Raw genomic sequence first — 25,980 nt, forward strand, 5'->3', positions numbered from 1 at the left:
CCGCCTTGTTTTGCCAAAGATTAGAAGGTTATCAAACATGTCGATACTGGCGGTCATTACTTCACAATCTTTGATGTTGTAGGATGATATTTCTTCTACGTTTTTAGGATCTATATGATGTACTCCTCCGGCTCCTGTCACTAAGATTAAAGTATTGTTGTCTGAAGTTAGCAATGCGGGCAGTTCTCTTTTTGTTGCTTCTCTCTTTAGCTGATCACGTAAATTTCTCATGGATAATTTGACGCCTTTTTCCACGACTACAAAGCGCCACCAAGTATAGGAGCGCATGCCAGGTTGCCCCCCTATAGGTCTTTTAAGCGTTTGAAGCAAGAATTGATCTGCCTGAGGCATAAAGAACAGATTGGCGCCAATGAAAGAACCAGCAATAGCCCCTACATTGCTTATGATTTTTTCTTTTGATATTGTAAACAAATTACTCCCACGGTCATAATACACCAAACCATCTTCAATAATCAGTGCATTGGCTCTTTCGGACCACACTACATCCGGTTCAAGGGTAAACCGGACCAATTTATCTCCATCCTGGAGATACCAATAGTTATCATCTGTTAGTATATCATTTCGTGTCCTGGGAGGACCCATTGGCAACAGCCAGTCGATCTCACCTTTGGCCCGACATTGCCCATTCATAAACCCATTTCTCTGATAATTCCCAAACCGCATGGGGTAACTCACGTGTGACTCCTTTGTTACGGTTTCTGCAGCATTTGTTGCACAGAATAAAAAAACAAGAGCTATACAGAAACTCAAATTGTTCTTTTTAAGTAGTAATTGCATGTACTCTATACCTTACGTTAAACTCGTTATTGTACCAATTCACAATAAAATCAAAATCCTCAGCATTGAATTCACTCGTGTCGCCTTCGTTACGTGCTTTATTAAAGAGGAAATCAGTTAGCAGGTTTTCCCAGTTTTCAAGCCAAGCACCTAAAGAAATTGTTTTTGTATCAGAATCGAAGACTATTGGATCATCATTACCGTCTCTGACTGCTATTGTGTAATTCGCCTGATTGTCAGCTGGAACAGGGTTGTTGTTATCGATAACATGAAAACCGGGCTTAAAATGAAGCAATACCCGATCTGAACCAGAATTATTTTCAGCAATATAAAATCGATTAATCTCTCCTAATGGTGGATCAATCCAGAATCGTAGATTCAATTGGTGCATCCAATCACCTTTGGACACATCATCCCAAGGCGGCATTTGGAAAATATCATTCACTGCATCAATGAACCGTATATTAAGGAGAGGCCGAACAACTAAAATCGCGTTAAAATCCTCTGCTCTGTTTTCATTTTGCATGCGGGTCTCATCTAAATGACGATACAGGTACACGTTTAATGTCCTGCCAGCCCCGTCGACATCCACAGTCGCCACCCTGGATGGTTGCCAGGGATTAGTGGGAAGATCGCTTGAACCATCCCTGAAATAAGTAATATGGTCTGATTCTTCACCACTTGCGCTATTATTGAGACGAAGCTCAAACTGTCTTCCATCCAGTAATGAATTTAGTTCACCGTCAGGTCTGGTAAGCTCATTAATCCAGGCGGTATACCGCCACACATACCTCATTCGTGGTGGTCCACAAAGGCCCATTTGACAGGTTGTATCATTGAAGACTGTAAATGGGTCTGATCCGTATATGCGTCGACCAAAATTTGCATTGTTTGGTGTGATACGAAACACCCAACCACTCTGCGGATCAGAAAACTCCTGTCCATTATCATCAATATAAGCATTCGCATACCCGAACTGTCCAAAAGCTGGCACCCACATATTCTCAACATTTTCAGAATAATCATCAGCCTGACCTGTTGCATGGCCTATTTCATGAGCGAATATGTTACACCCAAATGCTTCACCAAATTCATTAACTGGAAATTGAACACCCGGCGAATTAGCATAATAACTATTCTGATCATTGCATGACTCTTTCCATACAGACATAAGACTAAACGGCCTTTCACGACCATCTCCTGTATTTGCCCGGTTGGAGTAAAACCAATCCCCTTTATCGGTATTCATAACAAACGACAGTGTCATCGGTAAGCCGCCATGGCACCCCTTAAGAGCAGTAGAAAATTGTTGATCATTCAGCACATTGGGCATGTATTCGTCATCATGGAACACTTCTTGTGTGCTATGAATGAAATCGATTTCATTGGCTTCAAAAACAAATAGTGGTTTAATTATTCGATCGTTGCTCCCTGTTCTGACAGCCATGGTATAGTTCTTTTTGTTAAAATGTTCCATGGCCTGTTCCATGCCGATAGTTTTAAATGCATTAATTTCGTCATCTGTTGGAGGAGACTCATCATCTTCGTCACTGTCAGGGTCTGAATCAGTATCTTTAAGAATAAACGATGACCAGTAGATAACGAGGGCGGAGTAAGAGGTTTCACCATCAGCACCACAATCGTGAAAGTAATGAAGGTCGAAATCTCCGATGCCGGATGAATGTGCGATATCATCAATATAGGGCCACTCTGTATCCATAAAGCTCTTCCCGTAATGCACATCCTCATCATTTCTTACCGCTGCCCTCGCTCCTACGATATGCCCCTCATCAGGTTTGGTAGAATCACTCAACGTCGTTCTTTTACTCGTTACATCATAAAACTCACCGCAAAAAAGCACTGCCCGTAAGTTTTGCCGGGGATGCTTAAGATGGTTCTTAGCATTTCCTTCGGAGTCGGTTGAAAAACGAAAGATCGATCCGTCATGACGCTCCTGTTTTGCACCACCGGGTTTTGTACTGTAAAGCTTAAGTCTGCTGCTTTCAGAATCAAAACAGAGCATTCTTGCACGGGATTTTTTAGAAAAAGCTACCGGTGTACCACGGCTTCTGCGCAATTCAAATTCCTCCTGTGTGCCATCGGCTTCCGCACTTTGGTCACGAATCGTTCCCTGCTCAAGCGCATTATCCGTAAGAACTATATCATCCAGACAAAAAACAAGCGGTTTCTCCTCTCCCGTTTCCACCTTAATAAGCTCATTAAACACACCAGTCCTATCTTCAATTTTACAAAACCAATTTCGGCTGTCCCAGGCAGAAGGCAGGTCATAATAGCGCACCCGTTCACTGAGTGGCTTTTTGGCAAGCTCCTGGTGGTTTATCAGTGTGTCGGGTAGCGATTTATCTGCATCGGAAAACTTATGTACAATCATTGGATCAGACTCTTCATCTTCTGTGTAGATCCATCTGTTTTCAGTCTCGAAGGTAAAACGTATGTTTTCACCGCTGTCCTCTTCACCTATACCAAAAACCTTGAGGGTATAAACTCCTGACCCATCACTTTTACAGCACAGCTCACAGGGCTCTTCACCATTGCAGGCCTTTATCTGGAGCCCCTCAGGAACACTCATAAGCTCGTTACGAACTTTGTCAAAATAGACAAACCTCAGATAATACTCTTTAAAACTGGTGTCAGGGCACTGGTCACCAAACTCAATAACAACTCTTTCTGTATTGAGATCATCATATACCGGGTTCTCCACGCGGGTTACCTTTGTTGACCCCTCTGAGTGTTCAATGAGCTCCGGCGCTTTATCCTGGTCATAAAACATTAGCTCCACTCTGCGGTTCGCGGCATCATCACCGGCAATTCCCTCTATGGGGAAACTTTCGCCACAGGGATAGATCCCTTTTCCATTAAATCCATACACAAGAGATGGAAACGTCTCCACTCCTAATGCCTTACTTACCATCTTCTCCAGTATGCAACGAACGGTTTTAAACAACGCTTTCCATGTTTGCGTGCCGATCTCACCATCCACTGAAATATTCTGTCCAAATCTGTTGTTGTACTCTTTCTGAAACGACTTGATACCCGCGCTTGTCTTTGGTCCCGGTATTCCATCCACCTTACCGGGATCACAGGGCCAGCCATATCTGTTTCCCAGCACTTTTATAATTTGTTGGTAATCTACGGTTTGACTTCTTCTTTTTGTGATATCGTCCCAAACTGTTTCATCATCGTCCAGCAATGCTTTGAGGGCTTTGCAGCGGTCTTCTGAGAGCTTGAAGTTATACTCCTCATTCCCTTCAGTGCAGGTGTGTCCGAAAAGCACCACCTCCTTTTGAGGGTTATCAGAGGCAAAACCGAATGTGGAGAGGATAGATTTTATTAATATGCAACTGTCATCTATGCAGGGTACCGCGCTGTCGTAATTGAAAAGAGCAGAGGGGAGCTTTATATAATCGCAGCGCAAGTCTTTTATCCAGGGCATTTCAAGCGGAGGGCTGTCGATGGTGTTTTCACCTCGCGAGTGGGTGATGTTCTTAATGGTATAGGTGCAGGGAGTATTTGGGTCTTCTTTGCAGGCGTTGTGATGAGCAAGGTTCATATACCAGAGATGTTCTATCTCCATAAGAGCTGTGCCGTCATCTTCAATAAACCCCTCAATGACCTGTGCTAAATCCTCCTCATTGCCATCAAAGGTGCAAAAGAGTTTACCTCTTATTTTGGCACGAATGGTTTCCTTTAGATACTCCGCTTTTACCTCAAGAAAGCACTGTTCATTATACTTAAATCCCTTTGGGCCAGGTTTCCACTGTGCAGAAATAAGCCGCACTTCTGGTTCGTGGTCTTCATCTGGTTGGCGCTCTGATTCATCTATACCAGTGACAAATTTAGGAGTTTCATCTTCAGTGTCTTCCTGCCGCACCCGTGTTGTTTCCCTTTTCAGGGGTTTTGGCGCAACACTCCAGTCAAGATCTGAGTGATTCATGGGATGGTAAGTTCCTTTGTGCTGTATTGATGGTTGGTGCGATCTTATTACAATATATAACAGGTGATTTGTGTAGAGCAATGGGGGAGGGGAGATTCACCGCGAAGGTCCAAAGGTCGCTAAGCATAGAAATGGTTATGAAAAGAGAAGGGATAATGTATGGGGGAGTTGCTAACAATTGAAAAGCTGTCTTAAATAGTCAGTACATTGGTCCATCTCACGCTATGCAGAAAGTGCATAGAACCCCCAATCTCTTCATCATTTTTTATTTTTCTACCAATTCCAACTCTTCCTTTGCGCCTTTGCGGTGAGCATCTTAAAGGTGTTTAAGAGAATTTACCCCATCCATCCTTATCCACTACTGGCGGGGCGCTAATTAGAGCACCCACTTGTCGATACTGGCGGTCATTGCTCCACAATCTATCAGCGACTGATTAAGCGGCTTTTTATTAAGTCACTTTTGTTCAGATTGTGTAGCTTTTCCATGTAGTGTACCCGGTTGTTGTTAGGGTTAATGGCTGAAAAAATCAGCAGTTAAGTATTTTCAATAATCCTGTCAAACATCTTATTCAAGTTTTCATCTACTACACACATTTGCGGGTTATCGTTGTAAAAATCGATTATTTCACCTGCCCCCTGAGAAAGCGGTATTTGAGCTTTGAATTCAGGGACCAGTGCTTTAATTTTTGAATTATCGAAGATCATACTATGAGTTTTATCCCCCAGAAGACTGTCTCCCATATCCTTATTGTACTGAGCGATTATATGGGAAGGAACAAAGTGTGTGTTTAGTTCAGTGCCAATAGCATCTGCAAATGTCTTGTATATTTGAAACCAGCTTAACCAATGATCAGATGTGATATGGTATGTTTCGCCAATAGCTTCTTTTCTTCCCAGAAGACCAGCAAACCCCTGTGCGAAATCTTTGCTGTGAGTGAGAGTCCATACAGATGATCCATCACCATGTATAACGACTTTTTTACCCCTTTTTATGCGGTCAAAAACCGTATAACCACCTTCAAACGGCAGCAGTGTTCTGTCGTAGGTGTGTGATGGTCTGACAATGGTGAATGGGAAACCATTGTTCTTTAGTTCTTCCTGTAATATGTTTTCACAGGCAATTTTGTTTCTTGAATACTCCCAGAAAGGATTGTAAAGAGGGGTGTCTTCTGTGACAGGAAGCGACTCTGGAGGGGTTTGGTAAGCCGAGGCAGAACTAATAAAAATGAATTGATCACATTTACCTTTAAAAATATCTATATCGCTTAAGATATGATCTGTTGTAAAAGCAACCCAATCGACTACAGCATCGAAATGGTGATCTTTTAACACTTCTTTAACTCTTTTCGTATCTGCACGAATATCACAGGTAATGTTTGTAACTCCCTTTACAGGTCTTAACTGGCAACTTTTTCCGCGTGTAAGATGATACACTTCATACCCCTTACTTATTGCGGCTTTACTGCATTCAGAGCTTATAATTCCTGTTCCACCTATAAAAAGTATCTTTGTCATGGTTAGTTCTCCATTTTATAATTCAATTTCAGATTAAAGATGTAGTAAAAGAGGTAATAGTATGAGGTATATGCTCTTTGTTGGTATATTAACTTATAATGAAAATGTTCGGTCAAGATCGTATTTGGAATATGCTCTGAATGCAAGTTGTGTTTCAGATTCCAAAATACCATCAACTTTGAGTATCTTCTCGGTGACCAGGTCTGAAAGTTGCTCAGTATTCTTAACCCAAACAATTGCAGTAATATCGTATTTTCCAGCCACAGAGTAAGCCTCTCTTACACCATCTATTGCTGCAAGCTTTGATGCCACTTCATTAACTTTATCCTGTTTTACCTTTAAAAGAATTATCGCAGTAATCATATGATTTTTCCAGTATTCATTAGCTTAAAAAAAATACACCTGGTTAATTATAGTATAAAATGTGCTTTTTTAAAACAGTTTGCAAGCATTATGTGTTCATCTGAGTACAATTAGCGCTCAGTACCAGAGCTGAATTCTAAGGACTACTTCCTTATGCTCGTTGAAGATAAAGGGAAACGCTGGTAACCTGGTCAGGGGTAAGCTGTTTTCAAACGCTTCACTCACCGGACCAGATGATGGTATGTTTCATAACCGCTAACTAAAAAAGAATACCACAATACCCTTGACCTTAAGAATTTGCATGTTTATATTTAAAAGGCACTTTGAAAAAAGGGTAGTTTTACTCTCATATTATTCTCTCTCATAGTAATCCATTTTATATAATCTCTGAAATTTATTACTTGTGTTTAAATTTTCCTCACCTTTCTCGAAAGGAACCAATGTGAGTAAAATCAAAACTGAACATGTATTTACATCAGAATCAGTTAGTGAAGGGCATCCGGATAAAATGTGTGATCAAATCTCCGATGCGGTTTTGGATGCCTGTCTCAAGAGAGATCCACACAGTAGAGTAGCCTGCGAAACCCTTGTAGGTGATAATGTAGTGATGAATGCAGGAGAAATTACCTGCTGTGACTGGGATTCAATTAATTCAGAACAGGTTGCCCGTGATGTTGTGAAACAGATTGGTTATGATCATGAAGCGTTGAAGTTTTGGCATGAGTCCTTTGAATATATCTCCCGTATCCATGGGCAATCTCCGGACATAAGTCAGGGGGTTACACAAGGACAGGGATTGTTTAAGGAACAGGGCGCCGGGGACCAGGGTATGATGTTTGGGTATGCCACGGATGAAACGCCGGAGTTGATGCCCACCCCGATTGCATACAGCCAGCGTCTCCTCAGTGATTTGGTAAAGAAACGCAAAGATGGTACTATTCCATATCTTCGCCCCGACTCAAAATCACAGGTCTCCGTTCGTTATAATGGCGGTAAACCAGTGGAAATAACCAACGTTGTCATATCACATCAAACCGATGATGTTTCTCTGGATAAGATCCGCAATGATATCATAGAGCAAGTACAGCAGGTTCTTGGTCCAACGGGGTTATTAAACGATCGCACAGAGTATTATGTGAACCCCACTGGTGCGTTTGTGCTTGGAGGGCCGTTTGCAGATTCGGGGCTAACCGGCCGGAAAATTATTGTTGACACGTACGGCGGTGTTGGAAGTCATGGAGGCGGAGCATTCAGCGGCAAGGATCCCTCAAAGGTGGATCGTTCCGCAGCATATTTCTGCCGGTATGTCTCTAAAAACATTGTTGCTGCCGGACTGGCACATAAATGCGAAATACAGGTAGCATATGCCATAGGGGTTTCAAAGCCGCTTAGTATAAATATTGAAACATACGGAACCGGTGTTATTGAAGACATAGATTTGCAGCGCATTCTGGAAAGCGGCGAGGTGTTTGATTTCCGTCCTGCTGCTATCATCGAAAAATTGAACCTTACCAGACCACAGGGATGGTCATATCAGCAAACCTCAATGAATGGCCATTTCGGTCACGACCATTTTCCCTGGGAAAAAACTGATATGGTTGATGAGCTGAAAAGTGCTGTCGGTGAGGCGGCATTAAACGAGAAGCAAGAACCAGTGCTGTAACCAGTAGAGGAGCAAAACTTTATGGAACAAGAGAAAATAATTGATGTCGCGGGGATCGGTTCACCTATAATAGATCTCCTTGCTCACGTTCCCGACAGTTTTATTGAAGAACTGGGTGCAACTAAAGGCGGTATGGAGCTTGTTATGGAGCAGGAGCTGAAAGATATCTTGCAAAAGCTTCCAGCAGAAGCGGTTTGTGCTCCCGGAGGTGCAGCAGCAAACACCACATTTGTGCTGACTCAACTGGGGCTTAAAACCTCCTTTATGGGTATGTTGGGCCGTGATTCCCTGGGGGAATACTATTTGGAGAACTTTCAAAATATAGGTGGTGAGTGTTGTCATTTCAGGCATTCAGAAGACCATCCTACCGCTCAATGTATAAGTCTTATCACTCCTGATGCTGAGCGTACTATGCGTACTCACTTGGGAGCTGCTGCGCTTTTTGAGCATCATCCCATTACTGCTGCTGATTTCAGCCAAATCAAGCACGTACACATCGAAGGCTATCTGCTGTTCAATGCTGATTTAATTCAGAAAATTCTCTTTTGCGCAAAACAGGCCCAGTGCACGATAAGTCTGGATCTGGGGTCCTTTGAAGTAGTTAATGCCTCAAGGGAATTGCTCAGAGAGCTATTGAAGGAATATGTTGATATAGTGTTTGCAAATGAGTTGGAAGCAGAAGCTTTTGCCGGGACAACTGATATGGATTCTGCTCTTGAAACACTGTTTGAATACTGTGCGATTGCTGCAGTTAAACTCGGCAGTAAAGGTGCAATGGTGAAAAACTCCGAAATCAAACATTGGATCGATCCGGTTGTAACCGAAAACGTCGTTGATACCACTGGTGCAGGTGATCTTTGGGCAGCAGGTTTTCTGTACGGATTTGTTCAAGGGCACTCACTTGAAACCTGCGGCAGAATGGGGGCGGTGATCGGGTCGCATGCAGTACGTCATCTTGGCAGCAGTCTGACCAGGGAATCATGGGAACAATTAAATGAAGAATTTTTTGAACTCACTGTCTAACAGGAGGTTATATGGTAGAAACACAGCAGCTAGATTATAAAGTGAAGGATTTGTCACTTGCCGAATTTGGCAGAAAAGAAATTGAAATAGCAGAAAAAGAGATGCCGGGATTGATGGCTACACGTGAAAAATATGGTCACCAAAAGCCTCTTGAAGGGGTACGTATCAGCGGCAGTCTTCATATGACAATACAAACTGCAGTTCTTATAGAGACACTGGCAGAACTTGGAGCCGATATACGGTGGGCATCCTGTAACATCTTTTCAACCCAAGATCATGCTGCTGCAGCCATTGCTTTAACGGGGATTCCGGTTTTTGCATGGAAAGGGGAAACGCTTGAGGAATACTGGTGGTGCACCAGACAGGCGCTCACCTGGCCGGATGGAAAGGGACCGCAGCTTATTGTTGATGATGGGGGAGATGCAACACTTCTGGTACACCGGGGCTACGAGGCTGAAAATAATCCCTCTGTTTTGGATGAACCCACCGATAATAAAGAAGAGGCCATTCAAAATGAGCTGTTGCGCGAATTGCTTTCAAAAAATCCACAATTTTGGCATGCTGTTATTGAAGAGTTGCGTGGTGTTTCTGAGGAAACCACAACAGGTGTTAATCGCCTATACGAAATGGAAAAAAATGGTTCTCTTCTCGTACCTGCCATTAATGTTAATGATTCGGTCACTAAAAGTAAATTTGATAACATTTACGGCTGTCGGGAATCACTGGTTGATGGGATAAAGCGTGCAACAGATGTCATGATTTCAGGGAAAGTAGCCCTGGTTTGTGGGTTCGGTGATGTAGGGAAAGGCTCTGCGCAATCACTACAAGGGCAGAAAGCTCAGGTGTGGGTATCTGAAATAGACCCAATCTGTGCCCTTCAGGCATCAATGTCGGGATATAAGGTTACAACTGTTGAAAACGCCCTTACTCATGCTGATATATACGTAACTACAACCGGAAATAGAGATGTTATTACTGCAGAGCATATGTCTAAAATGAAAGATCAGGCAATTGTATGTAACATCGGTCATTTCGATAATGAAATTCAAGTTGAACAACTGAATGCATGGCCGGGTATTGAACGTATCACAATCAAACCACAGGTAGATAAATATATTTTTCCCGATGGACATGCGATTTATCTGCTTGCGGAGGGGCGACTGGTAAATCTGGGATGTGCTACCGGACATCCATCTTTTGTCATGTCAAACTCATTCACAAATCAGACGCTTGCTCAAATCGATTTATGGCAAAATAAACGGGATGTGGGGGTATACCGGCTTCCAAAACATCTGGATGAAGAAGTCGCTCGTCTGCATCTGGAGAAAATAGGGGCTGAACTGACTGAACTGAGCAATGAACAGGCAGACTATATCGGGGTACCCAAAAACGGACCATACAAATCCGAACATTATCGCTATTAAAGTCAAAAAACGAAAGAGGAGTTATGAGTATAGAGACAGAAGAATCACTTGAACAATCTTTCGGAAATGATCCCACAAAGGTGCGTGATACTCACCATTATAAAGATGAGTATGTTAATAGTTTCGTCGATAAATGGGACAACCTTATTGGTTGGAAAAACCGTGAGCTATCTGAGGGTGATTTTTTCATAAAGACATTGCGCCGACACGGGGCCAGAAAAATACTTGACGTTGCTACGGGGACAGGATTTCATTCGATTCGGTTGCTTAAAGCAGGATTTGATGTTGTCAGTGCTGACGGTTCACCTGTCATGCTGGCAAAAGCATTTGAAAACGGAGTAAAAAACGGATATATTCTGCGTACGGTCCAGGCTGACTGGCGCTTTCTCAACCGGGATATACATGGTGAATATGATGCTATCATTTGCCTTGGCAACTCCTTCACTCATCTGTTTGATGAAAACGACCGGCGTAAGGCATTGGCTGAATACTACGCAATGCTTAAACATGATGGAATTTTAATTATCGATCAGCGAAACTATGATGCTATCCTGGATAACGGCTATTCAAGCAAACATACCTATTATTATTGTGGTGATAATGTAAAGGTAGAACCTGAATATGTTGACTCCGGTTTGGCCAGGTTTAAATACATTTTTCCGGAAGAAACTCATTTTCATTTAAATATGTTTCCTTTGAGAAAAAAGTATATGCACCGCCTCTTAAAAGAGGTAGGGTTTCAAAATGTTGAGACATATGGCGATTTTCAGGAAACGTATCACGATCATGAGCCTGACTTTTTCATTCATGTCGTTGAAAAAAAATATAAACCCTGCGGGGAATCAGTACCCCCAGAGTTGTGTGAAGCCACCAACATTGCGCGGGATTATTACAATAGTGGTGATGCTGATAACTATTATTGCACTATATGGGGTGGCGAGGACATTCATATTGGACTCTACAACAATGAAAGCGAAGATGTTGCCACCGCCAGCAGTAGAACCGTTGATAAGATGTTTTCGCTATTAAAGGGCATCGATTCCAAAAGCCGTGTGCTGGATATAGGCGCCGGGTATGGTGGGGCTGCAAGGGCAATTGCCAAAAAGGCGGGATGCTCAGTATCGGCACTCAACCTCAGTGAAAAAGAAAACCAACGTGACAGAGAAATGAATCGCCAACAGGGTTTGGATAAACTTGTAACTGTTATTGATGGCAGTTTTGAAAGTATCCCTTTTCCTGATAATAGTTTCGATGTCGTGTGGTCACAGGATGCCATTCTCCACAGTGGAAACAGAGAGCAGGTTATTGCAGAGGTCAGCCGTGTACTTAAAGCTGGAGGACAGTTTATTTTCACCGATCCTATGATGGTTGATGACTGTTCTGATGACGTACTTAAGCCTATTTTAGAGCGTATACATTTGGAAACCCTCGGTTCACCGGGCTTTTATCGGAAGACCTGCAGTGCTTATGGGCTCAACGAAATTAAATTTCACGATCTTTCTGAATACCTTCCAATTCATTACCAGCGAATTCTGGAAGAAACTGAAGCACATGAAGAAACTCTTAAAAAGACGGTTAGCACAGAATATATCCAGAAAATGAAAAAAGGACTGAAACATTGGATTGATGGAGGTAAAAAGGGATATCTGACCTGGGGAATATTTCACTTTTCAAAAGAATGAAATGAGTGCATTTTTTAGCGTTATCCACTTTAAATAGTGCAATCTCCAGCACTCAAAGTTGCAATAACTCGGGGGAAACGATTTCTTTTGTTTTCCCCGAATTTTAGTATTACCCCAAATAATTGGTGACCGCCCAAAAAAAGGGGTATATTATACCAGTTTGCGGGGGATTGTGATATGCTTATTTTTACTAAACACACGTTCATCTTTTTCGAACGCATCCAGTTGTGTGTGTAAATAGAAATTTTTTCTGTCACAGGTAAGAACTGTTTTTGTTCTGGTGTGAACATGCCAATTTCCCCGGCGCATCCCCCGTTCCCAAATTGTTTCACCGGTTGCAGAGTCGAAAGAGTCGCTGGTTACCATGTACTTTTCCACCGATTTTTGGTTCATGGTCATGCCAATGTCATCTAAAACCCAGACACCGTCATCCTTGATAACCTCAAGGGTGTCAATTTCAGTTGCAAGGTCGCGAATTACCCTCCAGTTTGATTCTCCTGCATGTATTTGAGTGGTTGGTGAGTGTGGAGCGGATTCCGGTGGTTCAAAGGTACGAAGTTGATTATCGCCAAGATTTTCAGGCCGGACCGGTAGCTTTAGCATCGAATGAGCCGGATAGATGGTTAGCATCGATGGATGGGGAGGAAGCCATGCAAGGGGCCAGTAGGATGAGGATATTGAGAGACGAATCTTGTGTCCTACTGGAAACGACTGAGCAATACCGTTTAGATCAACACAGACATCGACTGGTTCGTCCGGAGGTAATTTGACCGGATGTTCATTACCTGTGCGATGTGTCAGATTTAATACACCATAAGTCACTCTGTTCGCCTTGCCATCAGGTGCCACATCAGAGATGCGGGCTGCTACCATTGCCACCGGTTCACTTGATTTCAGGCGCAAACATAGTTTTACTCTTCCAAGAATTTCCACTTTTTCCTCCAGCGGTGCTGTTTCGAAGACAAGTGCCCCGCCATCTTCATCACGTTGATCACCAGGAAGATCAGGAGTGGCGCTGTAAGAGCACCACTTTCCCGCAAAATGTCCTACCGTGGAGGGTGACTGAATAGTCAGAGGAGAAGAATCAAGTGCCTGTGCACTCCGGAGCAGTCGTTTGTTTCCGTCAAGAAGAAAATTTATAACGGAGACATTTTCAGAGGGCCATTGGTCCTCGGCCACCCATCTTCCGGGGCGTTTGTGATATCTTGCCGCAGGCGCTATGCTATCAAGCATCCACACCCTGAGCCGAGGCTCTTCAGCCAGTCCGTTGTTCTTTCCTTTAAGCCAATAATCCCACCAACGAACCGATTCCTGTAGAAAACCAATGGCCGGCCCCGGTACCCCAAGGTGGGGATAGAGATGACTCCAGGGGCCGATAAGCCCATAAGCGGGAGCATGAGAAAGCCCCTGAACAAGGCGAAAAACCGCGTTTGAGTAACCATCAGCCCATCCGCTGGCAGCAAGCACAGGGATCTGTATTTTGCTGAAATCCTCACAAACCGATCCATGCTTCCAGTAAGAATCACGGTGTTGATGATGCAGCCACTGTTCGAGCCATACTTCATCGTGCTCCAGTCGCTTAAGCCACATAGAACGCCAGCGCTCACCCACGATTTCAGGATCTGGCGGGCTGGAATTGTAGGCGAACATGGTGGCTGCCCAACTTAAATTGTCACCCAGAAGACATCCCCCCATATAGTGAACATCGTCAGCATAACGATCGTCGGTGGAACACAAAGAGATAATCGCTTTAAGTGAGGGGGGCTGAAGCGAGGCTATTTGCAGTCCATTGAATCCTCCCCAGGAAATACCAATCATCCCGGTACTTCCATTACACCAGGGTTGTTCGGCAATCCACTCCAGTGCTGCACAGCCGTCCTCCAGTTCCTGTGGAAGATACTCGTCCAAAAGTATCCCTTCGGATTCTCCGCTTCCTCTGATATCCAGGCGTACCGATGCATATCCGTGGCCTGCAAAATAGGCATGAATACCGGTATCACGCTGGCGCATGTAGTCCCGTTTGCGGTAAGGGGTATATTCTACAATTGCCGGAACCGGATTACTTTCGGCATCTTCAGGAAGGAAAATACGGGCGGCAAGATTGACTCCATCGCGCATTTTTATCCACTGGTTTTCTATACATCGGATATTATGGGGCAAATCTGAAACATATCGCACAACTATACCTCCGGATTAGGATCATCATTTTACATCTTCGATATAGTAAGGAAGAGAGTCGAGAATGCGGATATATTTTTGGAGCAGCTCTTCACGGCTTCCTGCGCTCAGATATACAATACCAAGACAATAGCTGTAACTGTCCTGACCTTTAAGATCAGAAAGCCGCACCCCTTCGGGAGCATCCCAGAAAATTATAGAATCAGATACCTGTTCCTGAACTCGCTCTATCTCTTCACGGGTGGGTGCTCGTAAAACAGTTCCATCGCTGAAGTGTCGGAAATAACACTTTGCAGATACCGCCGCATCACCCTGGCGATAGGGGACATCAGGTTTGCGCCCCAAGCCAAGATCTACCATTACTTTGAGATTTGACATACCATCAACACGCTTGTAACATTCCGCATGAGACTGAGAAATACGCGGGTTAACCTCCAGAAGCCACAGGTGATCGTCCTTTTTATCATAATAGAACTCGATATTGAAAGCCTGATTGTCATAACCCAGTTTGTTCATAACCGTGGTCCCGAGCGAGATGATGCGTTTTTTCACCTGATCTGGTAGTCGAGAGGGGTATTCGTAGCGAAAAAAAGAGGAAAGATGTGTATAGTTAATGGAATCCACAACGCCGTAGGGGTAAACCTCTCCATTGTGAACGTATCCTGAAAGTGTGCACTGCGAATCGGTGGCGATTTCCTTCTCTATTATACACCACATCCCATCGATGCCCATGACCTCCGGGGGTAATGTGATATGTTGAAGCGCTTGATTGAACGGCTCACCATAGCGGTGAATTTCATGCTGCATTTTTTCAATAGCGTAAAAAAAATCTTTCTCACTTGTAACTCTCAGCGCAAGTTGAGAGGCTACAGACTTAACCGGTTTGATCCAAAAGGGAAAACTGATTTCAAGATCATTCAGGGGGTTATCGGAAAAAGGGTTAAGTGCCTGAAACTGGGGAGTGTTTTCGGGAATAACCTCCATATGCGCACAACGGCTCCAGTATTTGTGCTCGCAATGAATCACACTCTCAAGAGATGCTCCCGGAAGACGGAGTTGCCGTTTAAACCACGCAGCAAGACATGTTGAGGGATAATCCCACCATGATATAACCGCATCAGGAGTAATACCCCATTCTTCAATACGATGTTCACCCAGCCTTCGCAGGGCTTCGAATTCCCCAAATCCTTTTTCGTGTGCTTCCTTGTAGCTGATAAGACAGTGATAGTCGATTTCATCGGCTCCCTGAATCTCACGGAGTCTCTGGGCATTGAAAGGGTCTATTCCAATGACAAAAACTTGTTTTTTCATCCGCTTTCCCCTGAGTCAGCTTTAAAGCTGGTAAATGTGGATAACTTACAGCTCTGTAAGTGATTCTGCTTAGTACTTCAGAGTAAAAACAAAACCTATGCCAATATTCATGCAGGGGTGAACGCACGGCACCTGGACTATGAACTATACCTCATAACCCCAATACTGTTCATAAAAGATGAGACTTAAGGCACCCGGCTCTATTCACCTGCCCTCTCCAAAATATTCTAACAATGCTGTTTACAAAACCGATCAAACAGCCTTGTTTCATTTATTAACTTTTGTAAAAGGATTAAGGCGCAAAGGAAAAAAATGGTTAGGAAAAAAGAAGGGGTAATTGGATGGTGTGATGCCTGTATGAAAAGGGTAGTACTTTGTGTCGTTGTGGTGAGCTCCTCTAGATCGATCTGAACCCTTAAATCGGTATATGCTAGGGCTGTAGTAGAAAGTGCAGAATAGTAAGCAGGGGCCTAAAAACAAAAAAAACCCTCAAATCTGCTCATTTAGGGCAATTTTGAGGGTCTAATCTATGGTACCGCTACGGGGAATCGAACCCCGGTTTGATGGCTGAGAACCACCCGTCCTGGTCCACTAGACGATAGCGGCAAAACTTTTCTAACAACAAAAAAATGGCTGGGGTGCAAGGATTCGAACCTCGATAGCTGGAACCAGAATCCAGAGTCCTGCCATTGGACGACACCCCAGTTAATTTTGACCTATAAAATATATCTATGGACCATTACAGGCAAGAAAAAACCAACAAAAATGATGTACATAAATGAGGATAGTTATAGCACCGGAACAGCTGTATTAGTTACGTTCGGGTAAAAAGATCTGCACATTATTTATGAATCGCTTTTTTTGACGCCCAGCTCATTGAGCAGCTTATCTGCAAATGAATCCATAAACTCTTCAGAATCATAGAATCCATTCTCAATTTTCTCTCTGACCTCGGCAATCTTTTCAGCCCGCACCTCGGGTTGAGAGGAGAGAGTCGCTGCGATAGTTTCCATCTGTGCTTTAGTTTCACTGAGCCTTTGTCCCTTTGCCGAAATTGTTGGGCTGTCGGGATTCGTTTTGACTTTTTCTCTTTGTTTCTCCGTTTTCCGAGAATCTTCAACTTTTTTAAACTCAGCCCCTAAAGATTGAGATGCCGCACTAATACGCATTTAAATCACCACCTTTCTATCATCCCTAATAGCTTTATCGGCAGTTTGGACCAATACTTTATAGAAAAATAAAAAGTCTTCCGCCCTTAATCTGTTTTTACCCAATTACACCTATCATATCGAACATTGGCAGATACATTGAAACCAAAATTCCACCTATGACAGCACCCATAACCACAATCATAATTGGCTCAATTACAGAGGTTAATGCTTCAACTGCTGCGTCTACCTCTTCTTCATAGAACTGTGAAACTTTCATCAACATCTCCGAAAGGTCTCCGGTTTTTTCCCCCACGGAAATCATGTGTATAACCATAGGAGGGAAAACACCGGTTTCCTTTAAAGGTTCAGCGATGGTGTGTCCTCCTGTGATTCGCTCCAGAGTCTTTTTAATACCAAGTTCAAGAACTCTGTTGCCGGATGTTTTTGCGGTAATAGAGAGTGCATCGATAATGGTTACTCCACTGGAGAGCAGAGTTGAAAGCGTTTGTGAGAATCTGCCTACAGCGCTTTTACGTTCCAGATCACCAAGGATGGGTAATTTCAGTTTTACCGCATCAATTCGCAGCCTGCCATCTTCGGTTTTGTAGTAGTACATCAATCCCACAACCAACCCGATAATTCCCAGTATCATAAAGATAATGTAGCTTTGCAAAAATTCAGAAATACTCATAACAATTTGTGTTGGTAGCGGCAGTTCACCTCCCATATCTACAAACATCTGTGCAAATGTTGGTACCACCCAGGTAAGCATAGCCGCAGTTGCTCCAACAGCCACGACAAGAACAATAATAGGGTAGGTCATAGCTCCTTTAATCTTTCTTCTCAAAGCTTCAGCCTTCTCCTGGTAATCAGCAAGACGGTTGAGGACTGAATCAAGATTACCGGAGGCTTCACCAGAGGCTACCATGTTACAGTACAGGCTGTTGAATGCCTTAGGGTGCTTTGACATGGCGTCTGCAAGAGTATTACCGCCTTGAATATCGCCTGATACCTGCTTTATTATCTGAGCCAGAAGTTTATTTTCTGTCTGGGATGCAAGAATGTCCAAACATTGCACAAGCGGTAGCCCAGCAGAAGTCATGGCTGAGAACTGACGGGTAAAACGAGATATATCCTTCAGTTTGATTGAACTAATGTTTAAAGAAATGTTTGCACCCTTGGCCTTAACAGAAACAGGACGAAGTCTTTTTTTACGCAAAAGACTTATGACTTCCTCCTTGCTGCCAGCCTGAACTTCCCCTCTTACCTGTGCTCCAGTGTTTGTAACACCCACATAAATATAATTGGCCATAGTTGCTCCTTAAAACCAGCCCAGGGCTTTTAATGCCCTGCTTTGTAGTGCCGATAAAAAGTATAATATTGTTTGATGAGGAAAATTACTCCTCTCCAAGTATTTTAATCAACTGTTCCGGATCGGGACTCTTACCCAGTGCATCCCGTTTAGTAATCAGGCGTCGCTGATACAGTTTTATTAACTCGCTGTTCATTGTCTGCATGCCAAACTTTTGACCGATTTCCATGATACCCTGCAGCTGGTGAGTTTTGTCATCACGGATCAGTGATCGTACTGCCATCGTAGCGATCATTATCTCACAGGCCATGGTTCTACCGCCACCAATTCTTGGAATCAATGCCTGACTGATAATCCCCTCAAGTACCATTGAAAGCTGTGCTCTGACAGTGGCCTTTTGATCCGCAGGAAAGACATCGATAATACGGTTTACAGTCTGCGCGGCTGAATTAGTATGCAGGGTTGCCAAAGTCAGGTGACCGGTTTCTGCTATACTAAGAGCAGCCTGAATGGTTTCCAGATCACGCATCTCACCAATGAGAACTACATCAGGATCCTGTCGCAAAGCAACACGCAGGGCACTTGAGAAGCTATTGGTGTCCTGATGAACCTCACGTTGGTTTATTATGCACCGTTTATGCTTATGAATAAACTCAATGGGATCTTCAACGGTAAGAATGTGCCCTTCACGTTCAGTGTTAATCTTATCCACAATTGCCGCCAGAGTGGTACTTTTACCACTTCCGGTAGGTCCTGTAACAAGCACAAGGCCATTTGGCCGCTCTGTAAGTTTTGAAACCACCGGCGGAAGACCAAGTTCATCTACGGGGCGGATAATGTAGGGGATCTGTCGTATAGCACAGGCGCAGCACCCTCTTTGTAAAAACACATTAGCTCTGAAACGAGCAAGGTTCTGCACTCCAAAGGAAAAATCCACCTCTTTATTCTGTTCAAAATTTTTCCGTTGGGCTTCGTTCATAATGCTGTAAGAGAGCTTTAACACCTCATCCGGTGCAAGTCTCTCAGAGTGCATAGGAACAAGTTTCCCATCTACACGATACAGGGGGTTTGAGCCTGCTGTGAGATGGATGTCACTGGCATTGTTATCCAGCATCTTTTTTAACATTTCATGCATCGTCATCATAATAACAATTTACTTTAATTAATGTTAAGGTTACAATATTTAATTTTAAGCTGTTGCACCAATGATCTCCTCAATGGTGGTAAGCCCTTTTTTCATCTTCTCAAGTCCGCACATCCGAAGACTTAACATTCCATCCTCTAAAGCCTTTTTCTTTATAATATGAGGAGGGGCTTTGTCCATAACAAGCTCCTGGATATCTAAGGTAATGGGGAGTACTTCATACAGACCGCAACGACCCTTATATCCGGTGTTGTTACAAAGCTGGCACCCTTGGCCTTTGAACAGTTTAAGATTTTTAACCTCCTCGAGGGGAAGTTTTAAAAAAGGAACAAACTCGTTATCTTCCACGCTTATCTGCTCTTTGCAGTTAGTGCAAATCAAACGGATAAGGCGCTGAGCAACGATAAGGCGTACCGATGAAGCAGCAAGGAAGGAATCAACCCCCATATCGATAAGGCGGGTTAGAGTTGAAGCCGAGTCGTTTGTGTGAAGCGTACTTAAAACAAGATGCCCGGTGAGGGCCGCTTTTACTGAAATCTCGGCAGTTTCCAAATCTCTTATTTCACCTACCATCACCACATCAGGGTCCTGTCGCAAAAAGGAGCGCAACGCTGCTGCGAAAGTCAGACCAATATCAGAGTGCACATTGATCTGATTTATACCATCGATATTGTACTCTACAGGATCCTCTGCGGTCATTATGTTTATATCAGGCTGGTTAAGTCTGCTTAGGGCTGAATAGAGCGTAGTGGATTTTCCACTACCGGTTGGACCCGTTACAAGCACCATGCCGTATGGAGCGTTAAGGGCTTCCTTTATATGAAAAAGACCCTTTTCTGGTATACCGAAATCTGCCATATCCAGCATAAGATTTGATGAATCCAGAATACGCATGACCACCTTTTCACCAAAAATGGTGGGGGTGGTAGAAACTCTCAGATCAACAGTTTTAGGCCCGGTTTTTATCTTTATGCGGCCATCCTGGGGAAGGCGTCGCTCGGAGATATCAAGCTCAGCCATGATCTTAATTCTTGAGATCACAGACGTGCGCAACCGATAAGGGAGCGGTGACATCTCTATAAGCTTTCCATCAATTCGGTAACGAACCCTTAAAATCCTCTGGTAGGTTTCGATATGAATATCACTAACATTCTTACGCACCGCTTCGAGGATAAGATGATTCACCAGTTTAACAACGGGCGCCTCTGAGACCTCTTTTGCAATATCCTCCGGCTCAGGCTCTTTTTCACCTGCCACAACCTCAAAAGACTCGTTTTTCATATCATTGAGGATATTGTCTACACCGGATTCGGGGTTATAGTTTTGATTTATCGCATCCTGAATCTCCCGCGCACTGGCAAGAACCGGTTTTACAGCACAGCTGGTCAGAAATTTTACCGCATCGAGCATAAAAATGTTTTTGGGGTCGCTTATCGCTACGGAAAGGGTGCGGTTTGTTTTATTTATTGCAATTATTGTGTATTTCTGGGCAATGTCATAGGGAATCAGATTTATGACATCTGGATCAAATTCAATATCATTTAGGCTTAATTTTCCTATTTTAAGCTGCTTTGTCAGAAAACGGGAAATAACATTTTCGTCCGGAATTGCCTTGGTTGCAATTAATGCTTCGCCAAGCATCCCACCGTGTACCGTTTGATACTTTAGGCCAGTTAGGAGCTGCTCTTTGGTAATGATGCCATCTTCTACGAGAATTTCACCAAGTTTTTTTGGCATGAATGTACCTGATTGGATTGGTAGTGAGTTTAAAATAAAAAGTTACTGAATTATTCACTTCTAAACAGACCTATGTTATTCATTATAGTGTTTTTAACGTTGAGATTTCAATGGTGTCGATGTTTTATGATGACTTAAGTGATTGAATACATTTTTTAAGGTAGTTGGTAAATATACTACAAAGTTTCAGGTACAACTAATGTAACCTGCAGAAATATAGTTAGTTGAACAAATTCTTTACTGCAAAATCAGCTCGTTTTTATCAAAGGAAAAAACAAATTCCCAAATTTTGTTTTCTTCGACACACAACACATTAGAGGCCAAAGAGGAAAGGGAACAGTTTGCTGCTGTGATCAGGTAACGGGGTCTTAGAGCTGAACGAATCGTTTTAATTACCTCCAGTTCAGTAGAAGGTAAAATGATTACATCGGTCATTTCCTTAAAAATTGAGTTTCTTTGTATTGTATCCGGATAATGGGCTGCTTTATCTAAAAAAAGAATCGAACCGGTACCTGGTGTGAAAAGAGTCGCCTCTGTATTATTAAATGGGATGATGGTTCTTGTTAAAGGCGAGCTTGTGGTGTATAGTGGGGCGGGCCACAGGGGAAAAGAGGGGGCATCTTTGGTGCTTCCCAACACAAACCATCTCTGAGGCGGGGGAGCAAAATAATCATGCCTAAGCTCAGTATTAGAGAAGGTTATCAGCTCCCAGTTTTTATTTGGTGTTCTAAAAACCGTTTTGGGGGTGTTTTTAAAATTAAAATCTGAAGGAATAAGCAAAGTAGTGACTTCTGCTTCAATATAGTAGATAACAAAATTATCTTCATATCCACGAATTATAACTTTGCTCTGCACAGCAAAGGGATTGTTGCTACTTTGTTGTGAGTACCATCCAAGTAGTGATGTGATAAACAGAAGCAGTAAAAGTTTAAGCAGGTAGCCACGACCAAATCTACTGGGCTGGTAGCAGAAAGATTCCTGCTTTCTGATTCTGTCATATTTTTCTCTATGATCGAGAATTCTTGACTCCGATCTTAATAATGTTTATGTTATATTATATATTATTGTTTAAACCATAAAAATAGTATAAGAATTTCATAACGGCAATTTGGGGAGGATGGAGAAGATGAGACTTTTTTCAACAGTGGTATTGCTTCCACTTTTTTTAGCTTGTGTATCGGGTGGTTCAAACTCAGTACTCTCGCGTCCTACCGAATCTTATGATCATCAAAGCCAGGTGTCTTTGGAAGACCTTAATAAAACATTTCTTGATTCCGTTAATGTTGGCAATGAAGTACCTGCTTTTGATTCAAATGCCGGTGCAGAAAGTGGTACCGCACACCAGTTCAGTAGTGCTTCAGCAGAGAACCGTTTCAGAATACAAGTGGTTGCAGCAAAACAGTTAGAGACTGTAAATGAAGAGAAGGAGAAACTTGTAAGCGGTATAGCTCTCCCGGTCTATGTTTCCTATGAACAACCTTACTATAAATTGCTGGTTGGTGATTTTAAGGACAGAGAAGACGCTGAATCTAACCTTGAGTCGGTCATAAACCTGGGGTATTCAGATGCCTGGGTGGTACGGACAAGGGTTCAGGCTCCGGAGTGAGTTACGACGGGTTTTTGTGTTAAGATACTGCTCTGTTGGCAAGTCTGCGCAGTTCTCCAGTCTCTTACAGCCAAAAGGATGTAAGAGATTTTTCCCCATAACTAACACTTGTGCATAAAAAGTAAAAAAACACAGAGTGATTTTGTAATAATAGCGTTTTAGGAGTGTCTAATTTATTATTTTTACCCTCCGCTACTTCTCTTACTAATTGGGGAGCCAAGCGGGTTAGAACTTTTTTAGAGGTACATAAAAAATGATCAAAAGGGTCGCGTAATGACTATTGTTTTGCCCGGTGACTATCATGGAAAAAGCGCACTGGAAAGTTGCAGAGTCCAGTGTATTACACAGGATGAGGCGCTTAAAGAGGATATACGGGCGCTGCGTATTGGAATTTTAAATATTATGCCTAAAGCAGAAACGTATGAATTCAGTCTTTTGCATCCATTAGGCAGGTCTGTGGTTCAGATTGAACCTGTGTGGATACGGCTTAAAACACACAAGTACACAAGCAGCGATCATTCTCACCTCGATAAGCTTTATGTTCATTTTGAGGAGGCAGTGGCAAAACAGCGTCTTGATGGTCTTATTATGACCGGAGCACCAGTTGAGGAGATAGAGTTTGACGAGGTGGTGTACTGGGAAGAGATAAAAAGAATACTGCGCTATGCCAGTAGAAACATCGCCTCCACACTTGGAATCTGTTGGGGGGGACTTGCCCTGGCAAAATTTATGGGTATCGACAAAAAGGTGTACAACAAAAAAATCTTTGGAGCATACGAAACTATCAATCTTGATCGGGAACACCGAATCACCGGAGAGATGGATGATCTGTTCTGGTGTGCCCAAAGCAGGCACTCTGGAATTCCTGATGAGACATTAGAGTTGCAGAGAGATATGGGCGTTGTGCGTCTTCTTGCATATTCCAAAGAAGCCGGCTATACAATATTTGAAAGTACCGATTCCCGTTTTCTGGTCCATTTGGGACACCCCGAATATGAGCCAAGGAGGCTTGTGGAGGAGTACTTAAGAGATAAAAACAAGGGGCGCAAAGATGTGGAGCCACCAAAGAATATAAATCTGGATAGTCCGATAAATACATGGCGCTCTCACAGAACCGAATTTTTCTCCCAATGGATTAAGTATCTGCACGAGTCAACCACTTATTGAACCTCACCCTCTCAGGAGCACATAGATGAATCTAACATCGTGGATGAATCAAAAACTACCACACATTGTCGATGAGCTTGAAGGAAGTATTGAGCAGAGCCAGGATATAAAAACAATAGATGGACTTAATTTGGCCGGCAGAGAGGAAATATACGCAATACTGGATGACATACTCTCGGTTCTGTTTCCCGGCTACTATAGTAAAGAAAAAATTGAACCTTCAGATATGAATTTCTACCTGGCAGATATGCTACGGCATATTAGTTTCAGGCTGGGTAAACATATAAGAGATCTTTTTACCTATCGCTGTCGTAAGGACAAGTGTTATGAATGCAATTGCGAGCAAAGGGCGCATGAGTCGCTTGTCAGTCTCATCGAATCGATTCCACAGATAAGGACACTCTTAATAAAAGATATTAACGCTGCTCAGGCTGGTGATCCCGCTGCACGTTTTTTTGATGAAATTATTCTAAGTTATCCATGTATTGAAGCTATAGCGACTCACAGAATAGCACATCTGCTTTATAATTTAGATGTACCTATTATACCCAGAATCATGTCTGAAAGAGCTCATTCCAGAACTGGAATCGATATCCATCCCGGTGCCGAAATTGATGAGTCTTTTTTTATTGATCATGGTACCGGAGTTGTAATAGGGGAGACCTGTCGCATTGGGAAAAATGTCCAGATCTATCAGGGAGTTACCTTAGGGGCCGTTTCTCCTTTTGATAAAGAAGGAAAACCCAGAAAAGGACAGAAACGCCATCCGGATATTGAGGATGATGTAATTATTTATGCAAATGCAACTATTCTGGGAGGCTCAACTGTAATAGGGAAAGGCGCTGTCGTTGGGGGGAACACTTTTATTACAAAATCAGTTGAACCGGGAAAAAAAGTTTCTAATAGAAATGTTGATTCAAAAAAGGAACATACTGCTAAATAGTACTACAAGGCAAAAAAAAAATGAATGTAACTATAAAATTAAATGGTGAAAATCAAAAAATAGAGAACGGCTCCTCCTTGCTTGATTTAATACATTCCCGTTCCATTGAGCCCTTGCATGTTGTTGTTGAGCTCAACGGGGATATTGTTGATCGGAAAAAATTTGAAACGACATTACTTCACGATGAAGATAAAGTGGAGATGTTAAGATTTGTTGGGGGAGGATAAGAAACAATGGATAGAAGTGATGAATTGGTAATCGGAGCAAAAAAAGTACGCTCACGCCTTATCACCGGTTCGGGTAAATATAGAGACGAAAGCATTATAAAAGATGTTCTGCATGCTGCAGAATGTGATATCATAACAGTTGCTCTAAGAAGGGTTGATTTTGACTCTCCACAGGAAAATATCATAAGTCATATACCTGAAGGAAAAATTCTGCTTCCAAATACTTCCGGAGCACGCACTGCAGATGAAGCTGTTAGAATAGCACGGCTGGCACGGGCTATGGGGCTGGGAGACTGGATAAAAATTGAAGTAATATCGGATAATGTATATCTTTTGCCCGACAATGAAGAAACCATAAAAGCGACTGAAATTCTTAGCAAAGAAGGCTTTACGGTGTTACCTTACATGTGTCCGGATCTCTATTGTGCCAGACGACTCGTTGACGCAGGGGCTTCAGCGGTAATGCCACTTGGAGCACCAATAGGCAGTAACAGAGGACTTAAAACTCTGGAACTTATTAACATTCTTGTTTCAGAAATTTCGGTGCCTGTTATAGTTGATGCTGGTATAGGGAAACCTTCACATGCAGCTAAAGCTATGGAAGCCGGTGTTGATGCTGTACTATTAAATACAGCTATAGCGACCAGTGATGATCCTGTGCAGATGGCCAGAGCCTTTTCTTACGCGGTAAAAGCCGGGCGCTTAGCTTATCGTGCTGGTATGGGAGCTGTTTCACAGGAAGCAAACGCCTCATCACCACTAACCGGTTTTCTTGATTAAA

20 protein-coding genes and 2 tRNA genes are annotated in these 25,980 nt (G+C 42.9%); 9 read left to right on the top strand and 13 right to left on the bottom strand.

Annotated elements, in window-relative coordinates; translation table 11 throughout:
• The 4 genes from QA601_05215 to QA601_05230 all read right to left on the bottom strand — a co-directional run.
• Positions 1 to 696 (bottom strand): hypothetical protein (locus QA601_05215; protein ID MDG5814466.1); only part of this gene is annotated, 696 nt, incomplete at its 3' end.
• Between the two features lie 85 nt (positions 697 to 781).
• On the bottom strand, positions 782 to 4,753 hold the full coding sequence (locus QA601_05220) for a hypothetical protein (GenBank protein MDG5814467.1): 3,972 nt from the start codon (positions 4,751 to 4,753) through the stop codon (positions 782 to 784).
• Between the two features lie 534 nt (positions 4,754 to 5,287).
• Positions 5,288 to 6,268: an NAD-dependent epimerase/dehydratase family protein gene (locus QA601_05225; GenBank protein ID MDG5814468.1), complete on the bottom strand. Its 981-nt coding sequence runs from the start codon at positions 6,266 to 6,268 to the stop codon at positions 5,288 to 5,290.
• A 93-nt stretch (positions 6,269 to 6,361) separates the two neighbouring features.
• A complete protein-coding gene (locus QA601_05230; protein ID MDG5814469.1) occupies positions 6,362 to 6,631 on the bottom strand; it encodes an Lrp/AsnC ligand binding domain-containing protein in 270 nt (89 codons plus the stop codon).
• A gap of 442 nt (positions 6,632 to 7,073) precedes the next feature.
• Between QA601_05230 and metK the strand changes: the two genes are divergently transcribed.
• From metK to QA601_05250, 4 genes are read left to right on the top strand one after another with little or no spacing between them, the layout of a single operon-like run.
• A complete protein-coding gene (gene metK / locus QA601_05235; GenBank protein MDG5814470.1) occupies positions 7,074 to 8,294 on the top strand; it encodes a methionine adenosyltransferase in 1,221 nt (406 codons plus the stop codon).
• Positions 8,295 to 8,315: 21 nt separating this feature from the next.
• Positions 8,316 to 9,317 carry an adenosine kinase gene (locus QA601_05240; GenBank protein MDG5814471.1) on the top strand — a complete coding sequence of 334 codons (1,002 nt, stop codon included), beginning with the start codon at positions 8,316 to 8,318 and terminating at the stop codon, positions 9,315 to 9,317.
• An 11-nt stretch (positions 9,318 to 9,328) separates the two neighbouring features.
• A complete protein-coding gene (gene ahcY, locus QA601_05245) occupies positions 9,329 to 10,741 on the top strand; it encodes an adenosylhomocysteinase (protein MDG5814472.1) in 1,413 nt (470 codons plus the stop codon).
• A gap of 23 nt (positions 10,742 to 10,764) precedes the next feature.
• Positions 10,765 to 12,423, top strand: a complete 1,659-nt coding sequence (locus QA601_05250) for a methyltransferase domain-containing protein (protein ID MDG5814473.1) — start codon at positions 10,765 to 10,767, stop codon at positions 12,421 to 12,423.
• Between the two features lie 150 nt (positions 12,424 to 12,573).
• Here QA601_05250 and QA601_05255 read toward each other — a convergent pair whose 3' ends face one another.
• From QA601_05255 to QA601_05295, 9 genes are all read right to left on the bottom strand, one after another.
• Complete coding sequence (locus QA601_05255) at positions 12,574 to 14,601, bottom strand: CocE/NonD family hydrolase (protein MDG5814474.1); 2,028 nt, start codon at positions 14,599 to 14,601, stop codon at positions 12,574 to 12,576.
• A 24-nt stretch (positions 14,602 to 14,625) separates the two neighbouring features.
• Positions 14,626 to 15,912: a hypothetical protein gene (locus QA601_05260; GenBank protein ID MDG5814475.1), complete on the bottom strand. Its 1,287-nt coding sequence runs from the start codon at positions 15,910 to 15,912 to the stop codon at positions 14,626 to 14,628.
• Positions 15,913 to 16,442: 530 nt separating this feature from the next.
• A tRNA-Glu gene (locus QA601_05265) sits at positions 16,443 to 16,518 on the bottom strand.
• A gap of 24 nt (positions 16,519 to 16,542) precedes the next feature.
• A tRNA-Gln gene (locus QA601_05270) sits at positions 16,543 to 16,616 on the bottom strand.
• Positions 16,617 to 16,757: 141 nt separating this feature from the next.
• Positions 16,758 to 17,081 (bottom strand): flagellar biosynthesis anti-sigma factor FlgM, encoded by a 324-nt coding sequence (locus tag QA601_05275; protein MDG5814476.1) that lies wholly within the window; start codon positions 17,079 to 17,081, stop codon positions 16,758 to 16,760.
• A 97-nt stretch (positions 17,082 to 17,178) separates the two neighbouring features.
• A complete protein-coding gene (locus QA601_05280; protein ID MDG5814477.1) occupies positions 17,179 to 18,375 on the bottom strand; it encodes a type II secretion system F family protein in 1,197 nt (398 codons plus the stop codon).
• Positions 18,376 to 18,460: 85 nt separating this feature from the next.
• Positions 18,461 to 19,519: a type IV pilus twitching motility protein PilT gene (locus QA601_05285; GenBank protein ID MDG5814478.1), complete on the bottom strand. Its 1,059-nt coding sequence runs from the start codon at positions 19,517 to 19,519 to the stop codon at positions 18,461 to 18,463.
• Positions 19,520 to 19,564: 45 nt separating this feature from the next.
• Positions 19,565 to 21,256: a type IV-A pilus assembly ATPase PilB gene (pilB, locus tag QA601_05290; GenBank protein MDG5814479.1), complete on the bottom strand. Its 1,692-nt coding sequence runs from the start codon at positions 21,254 to 21,256 to the stop codon at positions 19,565 to 19,567.
• Between the two features lie 237 nt (positions 21,257 to 21,493).
• Complete coding sequence (locus QA601_05295; GenBank protein MDG5814480.1) at positions 21,494 to 22,111, bottom strand: hypothetical protein; 618 nt, start codon at positions 22,109 to 22,111, stop codon at positions 21,494 to 21,496.
• A 271-nt stretch (positions 22,112 to 22,382) separates the two neighbouring features.
• Here QA601_05295 and QA601_05300 point away from each other — a divergent pair, with 271 nt between their 5' ends.
• From QA601_05300 to QA601_05320, 5 genes are all read left to right on the top strand, one after another.
• Positions 22,383 to 22,862, top strand: a complete 480-nt coding sequence (locus QA601_05300) for an SPOR domain-containing protein (GenBank protein MDG5814481.1) — start codon at positions 22,383 to 22,385, stop codon at positions 22,860 to 22,862.
• Positions 22,863 to 23,135: 273 nt separating this feature from the next.
• Positions 23,136 to 24,029, top strand: a complete 894-nt coding sequence (locus QA601_05305) for a homoserine O-succinyltransferase (protein MDG5814482.1) — start codon at positions 23,136 to 23,138, stop codon at positions 24,027 to 24,029.
• 25 nt (positions 24,030 to 24,054) lie between these two features.
• A complete protein-coding gene (locus QA601_05310; protein MDG5814483.1) occupies positions 24,055 to 24,972 on the top strand; it encodes a DapH/DapD/GlmU-related protein in 918 nt (305 codons plus the stop codon).
• A gap of 20 nt (positions 24,973 to 24,992) precedes the next feature.
• Positions 24,993 to 25,199, top strand: coding sequence for a sulfur carrier protein ThiS (gene thiS, locus QA601_05315; GenBank protein ID MDG5814484.1), 207 nt, complete (start codon positions 24,993 to 24,995; stop codon positions 25,197 to 25,199).
• Between the two features lie 6 nt (positions 25,200 to 25,205).
• Positions 25,206 to 25,979 (top strand): thiazole synthase, encoded by a 774-nt coding sequence (locus QA601_05320; protein ID MDG5814485.1) that lies wholly within the window; start codon positions 25,206 to 25,208, stop codon positions 25,977 to 25,979.
• Position 25,980 lies beyond the last annotated feature (1 nt).

The sequence above is a fragment of the Chitinispirillales bacterium ANBcel5 genome (assembly GCA_029688955.1).
Lineage (GTDB): Bacteria > Fibrobacterota > Chitinivibrionia > Chitinivibrionales > Chitinispirillaceae > Cellulosispirillum > Cellulosispirillum alkaliphilum.